This is a genomic window from Herpetosiphon giganteus (assembly GCF_016907925.1).
Classification (GTDB): domain Bacteria; phylum Chloroflexota; class Chloroflexia; order Chloroflexales; family Herpetosiphonaceae; genus Herpetosiphon; species Herpetosiphon giganteus.
Genome location: NZ_JAFBCZ010000027.1, coordinates 1 through 17,062, shown reverse-complemented (window position 1 = coordinate 17,062; position 17,062 = coordinate 1). Strand labels below are relative to the sequence as shown.

The window sequence follows — 17,062 nt, the reverse complement described above, 5'->3', positions numbered from 1 at the left end:
GAAAGCTAGGCACTCCTCTCAGGAATAAAGCTTCTGTGTGGAGGACACGGCCTACCTGAAATTTCAAGTAGGCCGTGTTCGGATTTTAGGGCTATTTAGTCGTCAATGGCAGGTAGACAACTGACGAGCCAGGAGTCGTCGTAACGGTTGGAGTAACCGTGGTTGATGTTGGAGTAACCGTGGTTGATGTTGGAGTAACCGTGGTTGCGGTTACGGTTGGCGTATTGGTTGGGGTTTCGGTCGTTACGCTCGTTGGCGTAACCGTTGCATTGCTGGCAGTTACGGTAAAGTTAGCATTGCCAATATCAAAGAAGATATTGTTGGCACATTGCACTTTAATCCGGCCTGTGGTGGTTGCAACGTTTGGTACGCTGATGCTTTCGCTGCCATCGTTGGGCGTGTTGCTCAACACGGCGCTAAAGCTCGTGCCGCCATTGCTTGAGAACAAAATATTAACGTTGCTACAGCTGACTGGAGCTGCCGTAGTGTTGGCAACATTCCAAGTGACAGTTTGGTTGCTAAAGCCCGCCCAAGTTACAGCGGTATTTGGCGCAGTTACTTGGAAGGGGCCAGCAGCATTGACCGTCGTCACGCGAGCAGTATCAAAGCCAAAACCGCCGCCACCAGCCCGATTGTCGCGCACGGTCAAGCGGAAGTTCATGGTGCGGTTGGTCGTCGCCATCACTTCACCAATCGTCGTGTTATTGTTGAGAATATTGGTCAAGCGTGGAAAGCTGCGGCTGGTTGATGTGCTTGAATTAAAGCTACGGAAAATTGGCCGATTGCCATTATCGGTGCTTGGTGGCGAGGCCGAACCCAAATCGTATTGTTCCCAATTGTAGGTCAAGCTATCGCCATTGGTATCGCTGCCGCTGCCAGTCAATTCAAATGGCGTGTTCGCTGGAATCGTGTAATCGGCCCCAGCATTAGCGGTTGGTGGCGTGTTACCAGTTGCGCTGGTCGTGCCACAGCTGGCTCCAGCCCCAGTTGTAATAAAGGCGCTCATTTCTTCCAAGCTCTTGGCGTGGAAGTAGGGATCACTGTTTGGTTGCAAGTTTTCTGAGCCACAGATACCAGCGTAGGCCATAATCGTGGAGCCACTGCCTGGTTCGTAAGCAGCTGGACCTTCGCGATTACCGCCACCACAACTCCCAGTTGTACTATTGAAGGTGTGGTTGCCGCCAAATTGGTGGCCAATTTCGTGAGCAACATAATCAATATCAAATGGATCGCCAATTGGAGCCGACGAACCAGTCACGCCAACTGCTTTCGAGCCAGTCACACAGACTGAGCCAAGCTCGGCAATCCCGCCGCCACCAGTGCTAAAAACGTGACCAATATCATAATTGGCGTTGCCAATCACTGAGGTAATGTTAGTTTGATTTTCATCAAGCATTATTTCGCCATCATCATTGGTGTAGGGGTCAGTATTGGCATTGGTATAAACAATTAAGTTATTGTTGGCAACCAAGACCATCCGCACCGAAAGATCGCGCTCGTACACACTATTCACCCGATTAACGCTGGTGACGATGGCCGCCATTGCGCCGTTGACTGTGCCACCATGAAAACTGGTATATTCGCCAGTTGCCGCCATAGCCAGCCGATAGGTGCGCAAGGTTTCGCCAATCGCGAATCGTTCAGGGAAAGGATTAGTGATTGGCGTTTCGCCAACATAATCGACCTCGCCTTTGCTCGCCAATTTGGCTGGGTCGGCCACAAAGTTACGGCTATCGTACACAAGGTAGTTGGCGGTATCGTTGCGGCTATAGGGGTCGATAAAATAGCGACCTTCAGGAGCCAAGATCAAGCCATGAAAGCCTGCTGGAGTCAAATCAAGCCGCGCAACCATTTCTGGGTCGTCGTAGCCTTGGGCCAAGTAGGTGCGCAATTCAGGGAACTTGGCCGCTAAGGCTGGCTCCATAATGGGCGATTCGACCACCCGAAATTGGCGGAATTCGCCGTTGGGCAAGGGTAAATTCAGTAAGAATGCTGATTGGTTAACCTTGACCGCGCTTTCGAGCGGCGCTTGTTCTAGACGTTTGCTCAAGCCAGCCAAATCGAGGCCGACCGTGCGATAGACCAACGGCACAATTTCGCGCTGGCCTTTGAGCGTAATCCGTTGTTCAGCAACGTCTTGCCAAAGCCCATCCGACGATGAGGCAGCGCTTGATGAGCTGAGGCCATTGGCCGCAAACACACTCAACAACGCGATAGCCAAGGCGAGCCCAATGGCAACCAATGAACGTTTGGTTTGCATAACCCATCCTTATTAAAAAACACAGCGTTGTTTATTATAGCGGCTGGAGCAAAGAATGGGAAGGTGAATTGAATCACCCACGTGGCCAGCAAGCAGGCTCAATTTGCATCATTCTTCTAAAACCAAGTAATCGCGCTGAGCATCAAAAAAGTTATAGCGCTGATCATCAGGTTCGATGCTGGTCAATACATCGTTATAGACATGAATCAGATAATCATCGCCGTCGTGCTGACACAATGGGCAATCTTCGGAAATTGCTGAAAGAACAACATGCTTCATCCCAGGTGTGCCATCATTAGAGCGAGGATGGCGACTATTCCAACGCAATTGGTCATTAATTTTATATTCGTACTGCCAATTTTCTGCATACTTAAATTGCAATACTAGCGGAATTTCGACCCCACATGCCAAACAGGGTGCTTGCAAATGTAATGTGTTAAATAAACCCATGGGTTATACTTCCTCTTGCTAATAAATTATTTTTTAGGGGAGAACTGAGCATTATGTATCAAACGCCATTTGATCCAATTCCCCAATTAAAACGCCAACAGCGCCGTTTCTTTTGGTCGCGTTGGCTTGGAACGATCATTATGAGTATTCTCTTCTTCGGTTGGTTATTGGGTAGCTTAGGCTTAATCATTGCTTTAGTGATCAGTATTGTTAGTGGCAGAATAATATGGAAATACAGCCTAAATCAACTTGAAAAGCAAAAACATAGTCAACCCTAAATCAAAAAGGTGACGATCGAAGATTTTGATAATTCGATCGCCACATCTATGTTGATCAGTGCTTATTCGTAAAATTCGCTAGATTTTTTAATCTATAGCTGCTCAAAAACCATAATCCAGATGCTAAGACTGCGGCGACAATGCCAAATTGAACCCCAAATAAACTCCAAGAAAATAAACCATAATAGAACAAAACATCGGCTCCAGCACCCAATTCGCCTTGATTATAGGCAAATCCGTACATTGCCCACATCCCGATGATCCCACTCAGCATTCCAACAATAAAACGATAAAACGTTTTGGTTGGATACGCAGCAGCTAGGGTTACAAAACCACAAAACAACATCCAGCGGACATAATCGCCCAATGGATCAAGCTTCATTTCAACCACGGTTCCGTAGATAACTCCCAGCGCTAGCGACAGCACCAAAATTATTGAGCGTTTGGTATTCATTAAACGATCATCCTCCCATTAACATAATTAAGGAATTTTTTAGAATTAGCAGGCTTGATTAAGAAAATTTTAAGATGTTCGGGCTATACTGGCGGCAACGTGAGCAATCACGCAGGCTATTTTCTTCAGTGGAAGGAGCATGGATGCTGCGCAGATTAACATGGCGTTGGTTGGGAATCCTGAGTTTGGCGTTGGGTTTATTGATTCAACAGCCAATTGCGGCCCAAACCCGCAACCAGCAACGAGCGAATGTAAGCGTGACGGTCAGTAGCCCTGATGGCAAGCCGTTGCGCAAGGCCACAGTTTCGCTAGCAAGCGTAGGCCTAACAAGCATTACCAACGAAGCAGGCATTGCGCATTTTACCGTATCAACCAACGATAGCCAAGCGATTGAGGTTGCGGTCGAGGCGCAGGGCTATCGCGCTTGGCGCTTACGCAATGCGCAGTTGATTCCCAACGATACGCTGTTGGTTGATGCGCCACTTTCGCTGGCCGACAAAGCAGGTGATCAACAAGCTGAAATTATTGATGTGCAACCACACCGTTTAACCACCAATGCACCGCAAGAAGCTAGCCTCAACGATGCTGAATTAAACCAAGTGCTAGCAGGCACGAATACCACGCCACCAGCCACAATTCGGGTTTATCGTGTGAGCCTTGGCCGCGTTGATACGGTTAATTTCAAAACCTATGTTAAGCATGTGTTGCCCAACGAGTGGGTTGCTGGCTGGCGCACAGAATCGTTGCGTTCGGGCGCGATGGCCTCGAAAACCTATGCTTGGTATCGCACGATGTACCCCAAATATCCGGGCAAAGGCTACGACACCAAAGATACCACCGCCGACCAAGTGTATAACCCCAATGTTTCGTATGCCAGCACCAACGCAGCGGTTGATGATACGTGGAACTATCGCTTGATCAAAAATAATGCGATTTTCCAAAGCCAATATTGCGCTGGCTCCTACAACGGCAGCCGCAGCTCAGGCCAATGCAGCCAAAATCATGGCTGGACGGTTGGCTTATACATGAGCCAGTGGGGTTCGAAATATTTGGCTGATAATGGCTCAACATGGCGTTCCATCCTGACATTCTATTACGATAATGTTGCGATTGGCACGATCTCAGGTGGAACAACTCCGAGCTTGCCGGCATGGCCAACCCTGCGCAATGGCAGTTCGGGCAACGATGTTAAGGCAGCTCAATATTTGTTGCGCTCGCATGGCCATTCACTAACTGCCGATGGCGATTTTGGCGCTGGCACCGAGCAAGCAGTGCGCAGCTTCCAAAGTGCCAATGGCTTGACCTCCGATGGCATCGTTGGCACGCAAACCTTCGCCAAATTGATCAAAACCGTGCAAAATGGCAGCAACGGCGATGCGGTGCGCGCGATTCAGACGTTGCTCGGCGTAACGGCTGATGGCGCATTTGGCGCTGGCACCGAACAAGCAGTGCTCAATTTGCAATCGACCTATGGCCTAACCCGCGATGGAATTGTGGGGCCGTTGACCTGGCAAGCAGCATTTGGCAAATAAGCTTGCGCTTGCTCATTCCCTCATTCTCTAGACTTTTCCTTGTTTGTGATCCCCTCACCCTCCAAGCCTTACACGGGTAGGTTTTGAGCGATTGGTCGGCGGTGGAGCGTTCCCTCACCCCCCAGCCCCCTCTCCCACGAAAACGCGGGCGAGGGGGAGCACGCATTTTTTTACTAAGAATTGACGAAGAACCATGGCGTTAAATTCCCGCGCCCGAGCCACGGGAGCGGGGTTGGGGGTGAGGGGAAATTCCCTATAGGCATCAACCTTAGCCACTCCCAGCAGTTAAGGCCAGCAACCGCTGCGCTGTCGATGGCCGTTTTTGACGTTTCTGCACCCGCGCCAACCGCCCAATGATGCTCGCAAGGGTCATGAGCACCGTCTCCAATTGCTCACGACATCCGCGACTGCTCGCCAGATCGGTCGCATAGGCCATCACGATTTGCGCCGCTTTGAACAGACTGCGTTCCGCCATATCCCACGCACTTGCCACCAGAATCCACTGCTGGAATACCAGTCCAAGCAATTTCGCATAGATTTCGCACAAAATCCGGACAGGTTTTTTCGTTCGCCATTCATCCACGTGGCCATGACTCTTCCACAATTTAAACAACAGCTCGATCTGCCAGCGCATTTTCAATAAGACCATGGCCTCGGTGAGGCCGAGCTTGTCTTCCGGCGCGTTCGTAATAACCACCGTCCATGCCGCCAGATCCATGGCAGCGTTGGAGACCGGGCGGCACTTGTCATGCGCCTCGTCTTGTACCCGCTGGCGACGTTGTGCCGCCACGGCATCGGGGACGCGCTGCACCAATAAGCGGGCCGCGAGTCGCTCCTTGCTTCCAACCAGCACCGTCCCTTCCCAGTGATCCGCGTCCCCCAACCCCGTCACGACCTCCAGAATTGACTGTTCTTTCTGTCCTGGCAGCCGAATCCGACTGTGACTCTGGACGCGTGACAGCCAATACACCTCAGCGGCAGCAAGCTCACGAAAGAGACGGATGTTGTAGAAGCCGAGGTCAGCGAGCCGGAGACTTCCGGCAGGCAGCGGGGCACGTTGAACCGGTAACACCTGATCCGAAGCCCGTCCATCCGTGAGGTCAATCCCACACAGGGTTCCCGTGAGGAGATCGAGCTGGACACCACATTTCAAGCCTGCAGTACCGCGTGCCGAAGCATTGCCACAGCCACGATACGTGGTCGCCAGCGCATCAGGTAGGCCGATCGTCGTGCTGTCATGAATACGCACGCTGGTGAACCGTTGGAGGATGGACACTGCCACGGGATCAGCACTAATCGCGTACTCCATACTGGCCAGCAACACGTGATGGAGCAGATCGACGGTGGCCAGGGTAAAGCGGCGATCAATAGCTTGCGGTGAGACCGTCGCGCCAACCCGTGCCGCCATCTGAGCCAATTGGCCTAAACTGGCGGTTGGGTTCGCCAACCAGCCATAGACGAGGGTCTGCACCAACGTGCTCGGCGTGAAGGTCGCTCGATCGGCCCGCTTCACATAGCCGAGGGTGGCCGCGACGGTTTCGGTTGTGGTGGTCAGCAGGGTTTGCATCGCCCGGCTTACGTGCGGTATCATTGACATAGACGCTCCTTGGATTCATGGTGTGTAGCAATTCCATGATGCCATAGGAGCGTCTTTTATCAAAGATGGCGATAAGGTTGATGCCTATGGGGGTGAGGGGAAATTCCCCCAGCCACTGCTCAGCGCTCAATCAATTATGCAAAAAATGCCAACTTGCGCTACTTTGACTTATCGCGTCATGCAAAGTATGCTATGCGCAGTTTTACACCAGAGATCCTAACAAGGACAACGCTGTGAGTATTGAAACAACAACCCTCATTAGCGAGCTGGAGGCGATTCATGCGACCCGCGAAATCGCGCTCAAATCTGCTCGCGAACTCATTCGCCAATGCGCAAACACAATTCGGGCAGTTCACCGCCATGAATGGGCTGTGGCCGAACCACTTTTAGCCGAAACGGCAGCGGCAGCCCAAAGCTTGCGCGAACGCCTCCAACCATATCCAGCTTTGCTCTACGCTGGTTATACCCAAGATGCTTTCAAAGAATATGCCGAAGCTGCCTTGACCTTGGCCTTGGTGCGCGGCGAAAGCTTGCCTAGCCATCAAACCTTGGGCGTGGAGGCAGCAGCCTATTTGAATGGTTTAGCCGAGGCCGCCAGCGAACTGCGGCGTTATATTCTCGATGGCCTGCGCCACGGCAAGGTCGATAGCGGCGAACGCTTGCTCGATCAAATGGATGAAATCTATAGCTTTTTGGTAACTGTCGATTTCCCTGATGCTGTAACCAGTGGCCTACGCCGCACCACCGATGCGCTGCGCGCCGTGCTAGAACGCACCCGTGGCGACCTGACCAGCGCCGTGCGCCAAGAACAGTTGGTTGCCGCCCTCGCCCGCTTTGAACACCACATGGGGCTGCCCCCCGCCGCAATTCAGGAGTCAACGCCCGATGAAACAGACAGTTAGTCATGCCAAGCGCCTGCGTGGCGCATTCAGTGTGCCTGGAGATAAATCGATCTCGCATCGCTCAGTGTTGTTCAATGCCTTGGCCGAGGGCAACGCCGAAATCACTGGCTTCTTGCCAGGCGCTGATTGTCTTTCATCGATCGCCTGTTTACGCCAAATGGGCGTTGAAATCGAACACAGCGATGATAAAGTGCGGGTATTTGGGCGCGGTTTGCGTGGCCTGCGCGAGCCAAGCGATGTTTTAGATTGTGGTAATTCGGGGACGACGCTGCGCTTGCTGGCTGGCTTGCTGGCTGGGCAGCCATTTTTGAGCGTGCTGACTGGCGATGCCTCGCTGCGTTCACGGCCACAACGCCGGATTACCGATCCATTACGTCAACTTGGAGCTAACTTAGATGGCCGCGACAATGGCAATCGTGCGCCGCTGGTGATTCGGGGCACAACGATTCATGGCGGCAATTATGAATTGCCAATTGCCAGCGCCCAAGTCAAATCGGCCTTGCTCTTGGCGGGCCTCACTGGCGATGCCCCGATGCGCTTGACGGGCAAGATCGTCAGTCGCGACCATACTGAGCGCATGCTGATTGCAATGGGCATTGATCTGACGGTCAAAGATGATGAAATTGTGCTCTATCCACCAAGCCATCCTGTTTTCCCCTATCCGCTATCGTTGCACGTCCCTGGCGATCCTTCGTCGGCAACCTTTTGGTGGGTAGCAGCAGCAATTCACCCTGATGCCGAAATTACGACCTTGGGCGTGGGCCTGAATCCAAGCCGCACTGGTGCGCTTGATGTGCTCAAAGCCATGGGCGCGAATATCACCATTAGCAACGAGCGCAACGAAGGTGCTGAGCCAGTTGGCGATGTAACTGTGCGCGGTGGTGGCCTACGCGGCACCCGCATCGATGGCGATTTAATTCCACGCTTGATCGATGAAATTCCAGTGCTGGCGGTAGCCGCAGCTTGTGCCGTTGGCGAAACGGTGGTGGCCGATGCAGAAGAACTGCGGGCCAAAGAAACCGATCGGGTGGCGACGGTTGTGAGCGAATTGAGCGCAATGGGCGCAAGCCTCGAAGCCACGCCCGACGGCATGGTCATCGCTGGCGGCGGCGAACTCCACGGCGCAACGGTTCAATCGCATGGTGATCATCGCATCGCAATGGCCTTGGCGGTCGCTGGCTTAGTGGCCGAAGGCGAAACGATTATCGACGAAGCCGAAGCCGTGACCGTCTCGTACCCAACATTCTGGCAACATTACGCGCAGATCAAAGAAGCCTGATCGCGCCGATAGCCCAACAAGGAGGTTGTGCATGTTTCGTTCAGATCTGCTCAAAGACAAAGTGATCATCATCACTGGCGGGGGTTCGGGCTTGGGGCGTTCAATGGGTGAGCGCTTCCTTGAGTTGGGCGCAAAATTGGCGATTACTAGCCGCAATGCTGAAAAATTGACCAATGCTGCCAACGAAATGATGGCCGAAAAAGGCGGCGAAGTCTTTACGGTTAGCTGCGATGTGCGCGACCCAGAAGCTGTTGAACAGATGATCGATAGCGTGTGGAATCACTTTGGCACGGTTGATATTCTGGTCAATAATGCTGCTGGCAACTTCATCAGCCCCACCGAGAAGCTTTCACACCGCGCCGTTGATGCAGTTTTAGGCATCGTGCTCCATGGCACGTTCTACTGCACCTTGGCTTTAGGCAAAAAATGGATCGAAGCCGGACGCGGTGGCCAATGTTTGAATATCGTCACCACCTACGCTTGGACAGGCAGCGGTTTTGTGGTGCCATCGGCAGCAGCCAAAGCTGGCGTGCTCGGCATGACCCGTTCGTTAGCGGTTGAATGGGCGCGCTATGGGATTCGTATGAACGCGATCGCTCCTGGCCCGTTTCCGACCCAAGGCGCGTGGGAGCGGCTGGCCCCAACGCCCGAACTAGCTGAACAAGCGCTCAATCGGGTACCACTGCGGCGGGTTGGCGAGCACAGTGAGCTAGCCAATTTGGCAGCTTATATGTTGGCCGACGAGGCAGGCTATATCAACGGCGAATGTATTACAATCGATGGCGGCGAGTGGCTGTATGGCGCTGGCCAATTCTCAGGCCTTGATCGTTTGCCCAACGAAATGTGGGATATGCTCTCCAAAATGACCAAGAAAAGCGGGAGTTAAGAACATAGTTTTTAACCACGAAGGACACGAAGAGCACGAAGTATAAAACTTCAGGCCTTTCGTGTCCTTATTGATTCAGGCCTTTCGTGTCCTTGTTGATTAATGATCCACCAAGGCTGTTTTTCGCCACGAATTCCACGAATTGCACCAATGATATTCCACTAGCCAAAAGACCACAGCCGAGATCCGATCCCTTTTGACTTTGACTTTGACTTCTGACTTTTGATTTCTGACTTTTATTTCATCCCTCATCCTTCATCCTTTCGTGGCTCTGCGCCTCTGCGTTAACATACAACTACAACCCATAGTTTAGGCTTTTGGCTATAGGCTTTTGGCTATGGCCTTCATCCCTCATAATTCATCCTTCATCCTTTCGATTCATCCCTCATAATTCATCCTTCATCCTTTCGATTCATCCCTCATAATTCATCCTTCATCCTTCCAAACGGTTCCCACTTGGTAGTGAGTGCTAAAATAGCAATTAATCACCAGTATGGGCCTATTGCCGAAGGAGCATGGCATGTTGGATAATTGGTTGGGGCGCGATAAAGCATCGTCACAAGCGCCCAAGGAGGAATCCATGAGTAGTAACGATGCGTCACGCCCAACACCGCCACCACGCCAGCCAGATGATGGCTTGATTCGCCGCCCACGGCCTAATGATCGCGATAATGCCTTTAATTTGGCGCTCGAAGATTTGCGCCGCCAAGTGCAGTTGCTCTACGAAAGCATCGGTGCATTGGCTGAACACTATAATGAAACCGGCGGCGACCCACGCCGCGCCCGCGATTGCCGCGATTGCAGCCATTTTCGGATTGGCTTGCACGTTCCTTGTGTGATGGGCGTTGACCCACATACCGCGCCATATTTGGCCGTGCGTTGCCCCAAATTCGAAGAAACGAGCGAGAATCGTAAGCTGATCAATCGTGACGAAGCTGGCTTTAATGCAGCAGTGCGACGCGCCCGCGAAGGCTAAATGTTAGCAATCCCGTAATGTCATTCTTCTACGATCACGTCAGCACCCATTGCTCGACGTGATTCTTTTTGTTTTCATTGGGTAATAGCAATAGGGCATAGGTTATGGCGCAAGCAGCAAACGATTCAGCAATTATCAAATTATTACAACGTGGCGATCAGGCAACATGGCGCATGCTGGCCGAGCAATGGTCGGGCGAACTCTATAATTTGGCTTGGGCAGCAGTCTATCAAGCGCCGCTCGCCCAAAGCTTGGTGAATAACGTCTGGGCTAACGCCATTCGCACGATCAATAGCGTCGATCAGCGGCTTGGGCTGCGCTTATGGCTCTACACACTCACCTGCCATGTGCTGCTCGATCATTGGCGGGATTATGGCCAGCAACCGCACACCAATAGCCTGATTCGCGAACTTCAGCGCTTGCCAGAGGCCATGCACTTGGCGGTGTTATTGCATCTGCGCCACAATCTAAGCGCTGCCATGATTGGCGAAATTCTAGGCCGCACCCACCGCGCAACTGAACAATTAGTGCAGCAAGGCCTGCAACGGCTTAATCACCAACTTGCAGCAGCAGAGGGATTGTATGAAACTAACCAAGCAGCAGCTTCAGCAGGCGATTAATCAGGCCTTGCCAGAGCAACAGCTCAGCCAAACCCAACAACAGGCCATCAATCAAACACTAGCCCAACAACTCGAACAAGTGCAACCATTGCAACCAAGCGCTAAGCGCCGCAAAGCTGCCAAAACCAAGCGTCGCTTGTGGCAATGGCAATGGAGCCGACCGCAGATTTTTGCCTTATTCGTTGCCAGCGCAATTTTATTTTTTGTAGGCTACGCCACCCTTGCCAGCTCCACGCCCAGCGTGCCACATAACGCAAGCGTGCAAATTTTCGATGGCACGGCGCTGATCAATAATGTGCGCACTGGCGCTGAACGCCGCTTGAATGCAGGCGATGTGACTATTTTAGAGCCAGGCGATACAATTCAAACCGAAAGCGCCACTGCATTAATTACCTATTTCGATGGCCAAACAACCGCCTTGCAAGCCAATGCCCGAATGACTCTCGAAACGATGGATGATGCCAACGCTGGCCAGCAAATTCGGCTTAAAGTTTGGTTTGGCCGCACCCTCAACGGGGTTAAACGCTTGCTTGGGCCAAATGATCTGTTTGAGGTTGAAACACCATCATCAGCAGCTTCAGTCCGTGGCACAGAATTTACTGTGGAATCTCGCAGTAATACTACAACCTTCTATGCCACCGACAAAGGCAATGTGCAGGTAGCGATGGATGGCCAAAGTGTGTTTGTGCGGGCTGGCGAACAATTGCTGGCTGAGCAATCCAAGCCCTTAGTGGTGCAGCCGCAGATCTCACCAACGCCAACGCCAACCAACACGCCAACGCCAACGCCGACGGCAACGCCAACCAATACGCCAACCAACACGCCCACGCCAACGGCGACCCCAACCAATACCCCAACCAATACGCCAACCAACACGCCGACGGCAACACCACAGCTGTATGTCACGCAGGCCGGCGATACAATCAATGGCATTGCCCAACGCTTTGGCATTACACCCGATGCGTTGATCAACGCCAACCCAAGCATTCGTGATCGCGATGAGATTCCGGTTGGCCTAACCTTGATTATTCCGCAGCCATAGGAGCAAGCTGGTGCTACGTTCGCAACAAATTCGACGGGGATTATGGTTTAGCGCAACAGGGCTGGCATGTTTGCTAGCCCTGTTGTTGAGTGATACTTGGACATGGCGCAGACAGCTTGATCGTTCAGCAGCCGACTTGTTGGTGCGCCAAGTGGCCAGCCATAGCCCGCAACCAGCGATTGTGATTGTCGCCATTGATGACCAAGCGCTGAGCAACGATACAGGCTTTGGGCGGCTCACCGAGTGGGATAGGAGCATCTATGCTCAATTATTAGATAAGGTTAAAGGCGCACGGGTAATTGTCTTTGATATGCTGTTTACGGGAGCTAATCCTGCTGGCGATCAAGCCTTTGCCCAAGCGCTAGCGCCTTTAGAGCACCCAATTTTGGCGGTTTCGCGCGAGAACCAAAGCAAGCAAATGATTGAGCCAGCCCAGCAATTGCAAACTGGCAGGGTGGTTTTGGCCCATAGCGATATCATCGCCGACAGCGATGGCGTAGTGCGGCGCATTCAAACCCACTACGATCAAAGCGGGCTTTACCCAGCGATTGCGCTCGCTAGCGCCCAAGCGTGGTGGCATTTGCCAGCAGAATTAACTTTCGAGCCAACAGCTACCACGCTTGCCAATGGGGTTACAATTCCGGTTAATAATGCCAGTTTTATGTTAAATTATGCAGGCCCAAGCCAAACCTATCCCCAAGTCAGTTTGCTGGCGGTGCTCAATGGCGCGGTTGATCCAGCCATATTCAATGATAAAATTGTGCTGATTGGCTCGACCGCCGCCGCCCTTGGCGACCGTTACACCACACCAACCAGCCCATTAATGGATGGAGTCGAGATTCATGCCAACGCAATTGGCACGATTCTGAATGCCAATGCCTTGCGCGAACAAAGCCCAGCAGGTCGGCACGGCATTTTGAGCGGCTTGATCATCGCACTCACATTAATCGCCATGATTCGGCGGCCATGGCTTTTGTTTAGCGCCATGGTCATTGGCACAAGCGTGATGGTGATTAGCGCAGTTAGCGGGCTACAACAACAGTTAATCCGCATCGATCTGGCTAGCCCATTATTGGCGATTGGCGTAACTGGTTTGGTTATGCTGCTCGTTCAAAACAATCTACAACGCCAAGATCACAGCCAAGTGCTCGACCTGTTTGCTAAACGCACGCCGCCCAGTGTGCTCAACGAATTGTTGAAGGCTGCCGAACGTGGCCAATTAAAACTTGGCGGCGAACGGCGCGAAGTCAGCGTGGTGTTTATGGATATGCGCGGCTTCACCACCTTGGCGGAGCGCTTGCCACCAGAAGCAATGATGCAGATTATCAATACCTATCTTGATCTGATTGCTAAGGCATTAATTCAGCATGGCGGCACGCTCAATCAATATGCTGGCGATCAAGCGATGGCGATTTTCAACGCTCCCGTTGGTCAACCAGACCATGCCCAGCGCGCAATTCGCGGGGCGATGGCAGCGTTAACCGCAGTTGTGGCCTTTAATCGTTCAGCGGCAGCCCGCGCCTTACCAGCCCAAGCCTCGTTTGGCGCAGGCATTAATACAGGAATCGGTGTGGTTGGCAATGTTGGTGCACATGAGCGCTTCGACTATAGCGTGATTGGCGATGTAACCAATGTGGCAGCTCGTTTGTGTGGCGCTGCTCCAGCCAATACGATTTATCTTGGCCCCGATACCTTGGCCGAGGATTTGGGTGATTTGCAAAGCAACATTCAAACAATTGGCCCGTTGGTGCTCAAAGGCAAGGAAACGACGCTTGACGTTGCCGCAATTGTAGTAGCTGAGTAAGCAGCCATGCAAGGATTCAACCGTTTATTGATCACAATTATTGCGCTCGCTTTGGCCGTTTTGGCAATTACGATTGCACTGTTGCCATTGCAAACTTTTGATTTAGCCTTGCGTTTGTTCCAATATTTGCGTGCTCAAGCGTTAATTTATAGTCAAACCACGCGCATTGTGGCTGGAATTGTGGGCTTGCTCATGCTTGGTTTGGCTTTGGCCCAAATGTTTATTCGCCAAAGCCAATATGTGCCAGTGCGTAATACAGGTTCGGGCTATGCCCAACTCGATTTGCAAACAGTCCAGCGTGCCGTCGATCAAGCTTTGGGCCAAGCGCTTGATGTGCGTAGCGGCAAAGCCAACGTCCAAGCCTACGGCGAAGGAGTGGCAATTTACTGCGAGCTTGAGTTGCACCCAACCGCCCATTTAAATGATACCTTGGCCGATTTACACCAACGGATTCGCGCAGAAGTTGAAGAACGCTTGGGCGTGGCGATTCTAACGCTCAAAAGCAAGGTTAAAAGCAAGCCCTACCCGAATGCGCCGCATAGTCAGCAAAGCAGCGCTGCGCCAGCTGATCTCGACCCGCGCCAACCAGTCTGGGATGTGCGCGAATTACGCCGCCGCTTAGAACGGGGCATTTTGAACCAACCGAATGTGGTTGATCTTGAAGTAGTACTTGGCTATCACCCCGATGGAGCAAGCGTGTTTGTGCAACTATTTCTCGAACAAACTGCGCCAGTCCCAAGCACAATAGCCAGCGTCGAGCGCTTAATTCACACCATCGTGGCAGATGACTTTCGCCTAAGCGTCTACGATTTGCGTGTGACCAGCCAAACCATCGACTAATTAGTGAGTAGCGAGCAACGGAGTAGGAATTTAGTCCTATAATTACGCCGCAATTTGCCTCTCGTGGGGGATGGCAAAAGAACTATTGATTGCATACAATACGCTAGACTTATTGTGGCTCTTAGCAACCAGCATTGTTGATACTTCCCAAGAAAATTGTAAACCGGTTTGTTAAGCCAATTGCGATAATGACGGTATTTTATTGGTCAAGGAGTTATTATGGGCCGGCAGCCGTTTCGCTATCAACGCCTCGCACTACTCAGCCTTGTGGCTTTGCTGGGGTGCATCACACCAACCAAAGCCGTCGAAATTCCGCCAGCAGGCGCGTCGGTCTATTTGCAAACCAACGGGCCTACCAATACCTTGAATAATGGTGATTGGTATACGAATAACACTGCTGGCGCAGGCAATGGTTCCCATTATTTCACAATCGAAATTCCATGTAGTGTTAACACCACCACCACAACTGGCGGGTGGCCAAGTAATCAGCCAGTGCATATCGATATTTTTAGCCCTGAAATGAATACCAATGCACCATTGAGCGATGAACGACGTGGCTCGCTTTATGATAATACCCAATTTGAGTTTTATGCTGCTGGCACGCCAATTGGCCCAAGCCCAGCTACACCTGCGCCAGGAGGTGCTGGCAGCTTGCATCAACAAACCTTTGTTTCAGCCTCAACACCTGAAACATGGACACGCTTGTATACGATTGCGGCCCCAGTGACCTGTGGTAAATATGTATTGCGTGCTTCTACATCGGGTAACGATGAAAATGGTTGGCGCTTGCGGGTTGGTCGCGATGATGATAACGATCCCAATACTGCACCACCAGCCAACACCGATAACTTCGATGGTGTGGCTGGCACTGGCGATGAAATTACGATTGGGATGCGCCAAGCTTCGTTTCAGCACGATGCAGGTTTGCCCGATACAGTCGCCACCTGTTTAACCTTATATGAATATGTCAGTCCGGGCCAACCAAGCATCACCTTCAATAACTTCGACATCGATAATTTGCGTCGCGTTCGCTACTATGCTCCGGGCGATGCCAGCTATACGCCAATGGGCAACACTGGTGGGATTGCAGGCACTTTGAGCAATGATCAAATTTGGAACGGTACTGGCGCAACCTTAGATACCAGGGTTGGCGATACGATCAACAATCCAACCACCGGTTGGTGGCGAATCGTTACCTGTACCAGCGATCACAACCAGTTTATTCAAGAAGGCCAAACCGGCGTGCAGGCCTATTATCAGCAACCTCCAACTCCCATTATGGCCTTGAGCAAAACCGATGGGGTTACCTTGGTTATGCCAGGCGATACGCTGAACTACACAATTACCTTTACAAATACCTCAAATACCACCGCCACACCTGGTACGGCAACCAACGTGACCTTGACCGATAATCTGCCACCGTCGACAACCTTTGTTAGTTGTGCGATTAATGCGCCATTCACGGGGATATGTAGCCATTCCAGCGGGGTTGTAACGTTCAACATCAACCAAGTGGTGCGCCCAGGCGAAATTGGGCAGCTGAATGTGCAAGTGACGGTCAACAATCCAATCACCGTGGTGCCAGTGGTCAACAATGTGACCTTGAATTTCAACGATAGCTTGAATAATATTTTTCAACCGTTGACGGCCAGCGATAGCGATTTGGTCAATCCAACCGCTGTTAATGTGGTCGGGTTAACTGCGTTGGCCCGCACGAACGCGATTCAAGTTCGTTGGAGCACCAGCAGCGAAGTCGATAGCCAAGGCTTCCACATCTATCGCAGCACCAGCGATGATGAATCGACCGCCGTGCAAGTTACCGAAAGCTTGATTCCAGCCTTGGGAGCACACAGCAGCTATCAATGGCTCGATACCAATGTTGTGCCAAATGTGCACTATTACTATTGGCTTGCCGAAGTCGATACCAACAACACGCTGACGATGGTCGGCCAAACTGAGGCCCAAATCGAACGCTACACCATTTTCACGCCCTTTGTGCTGCGCTAAACTGTGAAGCCCCTCACCCCAACCCCTCTCCCGCGCCACGTTTAAGGGCGGACAGGTTGAGGAATAGCTATCAATAGATGTTAGGCCATTTCCAAGCCCAGTCGTCTGCCCCGCATCACCGTCGTTGCCCAGCAT

At 52.0% G+C, this 17,062-nt stretch carries 15 protein-coding genes; 11 read left to right on the top strand and 4 right to left on the bottom strand.

The genetic code is table 11. From position 1 onward, the window contains the following. Window positions 1-91 precede the first annotated feature (91 nt). Window positions 92-2,260, bottom strand: coding sequence for a reprolysin-like metallopeptidase (locus tag JOD20_RS20200; protein WP_204757005.1), 2,169 nt, complete (start codon window positions 2,258-2,260; stop codon window positions 92-94). A gap of 108 nt (window positions 2,261-2,368) precedes the next feature. Continuing rightward, window positions 2,369-2,710 (bottom strand): hypothetical protein, encoded by a 342-nt coding sequence (locus JOD20_RS20195; protein WP_204757004.1) that lies wholly within the window; start codon window positions 2,708-2,710, stop codon window positions 2,369-2,371. Between the two features lie 53 nt (window positions 2,711-2,763). Between JOD20_RS20195 and JOD20_RS20190 the strand changes: the two genes are divergently transcribed. Continuing rightward, on the top strand, window positions 2,764-2,988 hold the full coding sequence (locus JOD20_RS20190) for a hypothetical protein (protein ID WP_204757003.1): 225 nt from the start codon (window positions 2,764-2,766) through the stop codon (window positions 2,986-2,988). A 55-nt stretch (window positions 2,989-3,043) separates the two neighbouring features. Here the strand turns inward: JOD20_RS20190 and JOD20_RS20185 are convergent, their stop codons facing one another. Further along, complete coding sequence (locus JOD20_RS20185; protein WP_204757002.1) at window positions 3,044-3,442, bottom strand: hypothetical protein; 399 nt, start codon at window positions 3,440-3,442, stop codon at window positions 3,044-3,046. Between the two features lie 143 nt (window positions 3,443-3,585). On the opposite strand from JOD20_RS20185, the gene JOD20_RS26520 reads away from it, so the two are divergent. Beyond that, on the top strand, window positions 3,586-4,974 hold the full coding sequence (locus JOD20_RS26520; protein ID WP_239583970.1) for a peptidoglycan-binding protein: 1,389 nt from the start codon (window positions 3,586-3,588) through the stop codon (window positions 4,972-4,974). A gap of 268 nt (window positions 4,975-5,242) precedes the next feature. Here JOD20_RS26520 and JOD20_RS20175 read toward each other — a convergent pair whose 3' ends face one another. Beyond that, window positions 5,243-6,571: an IS4 family transposase gene (locus tag JOD20_RS20175; protein ID WP_204757001.1), complete on the bottom strand. Its 1,329-nt coding sequence runs from the start codon at window positions 6,569-6,571 to the stop codon at window positions 5,243-5,245. A gap of 233 nt (window positions 6,572-6,804) precedes the next feature. Here JOD20_RS20175 and JOD20_RS20170 point away from each other — a divergent pair, with 233 nt between their 5' ends. The 9 genes from JOD20_RS20170 (at window position 6,805) to JOD20_RS20130 (ending at window position 16,927) form a co-directional block, all read left to right on the top strand. Beyond that, the gene (locus JOD20_RS20170) at window positions 6,805-7,473 is read left to right on the top strand and encodes a haloacid dehalogenase (RefSeq protein WP_204757000.1); all 669 of its coding nucleotides are present in this window, start codon (window positions 6,805-6,807) and stop codon (window positions 7,471-7,473) included. Next, entirely contained in the window at window positions 7,457-8,752 is a 1,296-nt protein-coding gene (aroA, locus tag JOD20_RS20165) for a 3-phosphoshikimate 1-carboxyvinyltransferase (RefSeq protein WP_204756999.1), read from the top strand. The genes JOD20_RS20170 and aroA overlap by 17 nt, the downstream gene beginning before the upstream one ends. Window positions 8,753-8,783: 31 nt before the next feature. Further along, window positions 8,784-9,638, top strand: a complete 855-nt coding sequence (gene fadH / locus JOD20_RS20160) for a 2,4-dienoyl-CoA reductase (protein ID WP_054532954.1) — start codon at window positions 8,784-8,786, stop codon at window positions 9,636-9,638. 580 nt (window positions 9,639-10,218) lie between these two features. Then, on the top strand, window positions 10,219-10,614 hold the full coding sequence (locus JOD20_RS20155) for a hypothetical protein (RefSeq protein ID WP_152976540.1): 396 nt from the start codon (window positions 10,219-10,221) through the stop codon (window positions 10,612-10,614). Between the two features lie 104 nt (window positions 10,615-10,718). Next, entirely contained in the window at window positions 10,719-11,234 is a 516-nt protein-coding gene (locus JOD20_RS20150; RefSeq protein WP_204756998.1) for an RNA polymerase sigma factor, read from the top strand. Beyond that, window positions 11,197-12,276 carry a LysM peptidoglycan-binding domain-containing protein gene (locus JOD20_RS20145; protein WP_204756997.1) on the top strand — a complete coding sequence of 360 codons (1,080 nt, stop codon included), beginning with the start codon at window positions 11,197-11,199 and terminating at the stop codon, window positions 12,274-12,276. The genes JOD20_RS20150 and JOD20_RS20145 overlap by 38 nt, the downstream gene beginning before the upstream one ends. Before the next feature lie 10 nt (window positions 12,277-12,286). Continuing rightward, entirely contained in the window at window positions 12,287-14,080 is a 1,794-nt protein-coding gene (locus tag JOD20_RS20140) for a CHASE2 domain-containing protein (protein WP_204756996.1), read from the top strand. A gap of 6 nt (window positions 14,081-14,086) precedes the next feature. Beyond that, on the top strand, window positions 14,087-14,920 hold the full coding sequence (gene amaP / locus JOD20_RS20135; RefSeq protein ID WP_204756995.1) for an alkaline shock response membrane anchor protein AmaP: 834 nt from the start codon (window positions 14,087-14,089) through the stop codon (window positions 14,918-14,920). A gap of 219 nt (window positions 14,921-15,139) precedes the next feature. After that, a complete protein-coding gene (locus JOD20_RS20130; RefSeq protein WP_204756994.1) occupies window positions 15,140-16,927 on the top strand; it encodes a DUF11 domain-containing protein in 1,788 nt (595 codons plus the stop codon). Window positions 16,928-17,062 lie beyond the last annotated feature (135 nt).

What these genes read in the sequence shown, in the direction of transcription:
- JOD20_RS20200 (WP_204757005.1), bottom strand. Translation starts at nt 2,260, where the DNA reads ATGCAAACCAAACGTTCATTGGTTGCCATTGGGCTCGCCTTGGCTATC.
- JOD20_RS20195 (WP_204757004.1), bottom strand. Translation starts at nt 2,710, where the DNA reads ATGGGTTTATTTAACACATTACATTTGCAAGCACCCTGTTTGGCATGT.
- JOD20_RS20190 (WP_204757003.1), top strand. Translation starts at nt 2,764, where the DNA reads ATGTATCAAACGCCATTTGATCCAATTCCCCAATTAAAACGCCAACAG.
- JOD20_RS20185 (WP_204757002.1), bottom strand. Translation starts at nt 3,442, where the DNA reads ATGAATACCAAACGCTCAATAATTTTGGTGCTGTCGCTAGCGCTGGGA.
- JOD20_RS26520 (WP_239583970.1), top strand. Translation starts at nt 3,586, where the DNA reads ATGCTGCGCAGATTAACATGGCGTTGGTTGGGAATCCTGAGTTTGGCG.
- JOD20_RS20175 (WP_204757001.1), bottom strand. Translation starts at nt 6,571, where the DNA reads ATGTCAATGATACCGCACGTAAGCCGGGCGATGCAAACCCTGCTGACC.
- aroA (WP_204756999.1), top strand. Translation starts at nt 7,457, where the DNA reads ATGAAACAGACAGTTAGTCATGCCAAGCGCCTGCGTGGCGCATTCAGT.
- fadH (WP_054532954.1), top strand. Translation starts at nt 8,784, where the DNA reads ATGTTTCGTTCAGATCTGCTCAAAGACAAAGTGATCATCATCACTGGC.
- JOD20_RS20155 (WP_152976540.1), top strand. Translation starts at nt 10,219, where the DNA reads ATGAGTAGTAACGATGCGTCACGCCCAACACCGCCACCACGCCAGCCA.
- JOD20_RS20150 (WP_204756998.1), top strand. Translation starts at nt 10,719, where the DNA reads ATGGCGCAAGCAGCAAACGATTCAGCAATTATCAAATTATTACAACGT.
- JOD20_RS20145 (WP_204756997.1), top strand. Translation starts at nt 11,197, where the DNA reads ATGAAACTAACCAAGCAGCAGCTTCAGCAGGCGATTAATCAGGCCTTG.
- amaP (WP_204756995.1), top strand. Translation starts at nt 14,087, where the DNA reads ATGCAAGGATTCAACCGTTTATTGATCACAATTATTGCGCTCGCTTTG.
- JOD20_RS20130 (WP_204756994.1), top strand. Translation starts at nt 15,140, where the DNA reads ATGGGCCGGCAGCCGTTTCGCTATCAACGCCTCGCACTACTCAGCCTT.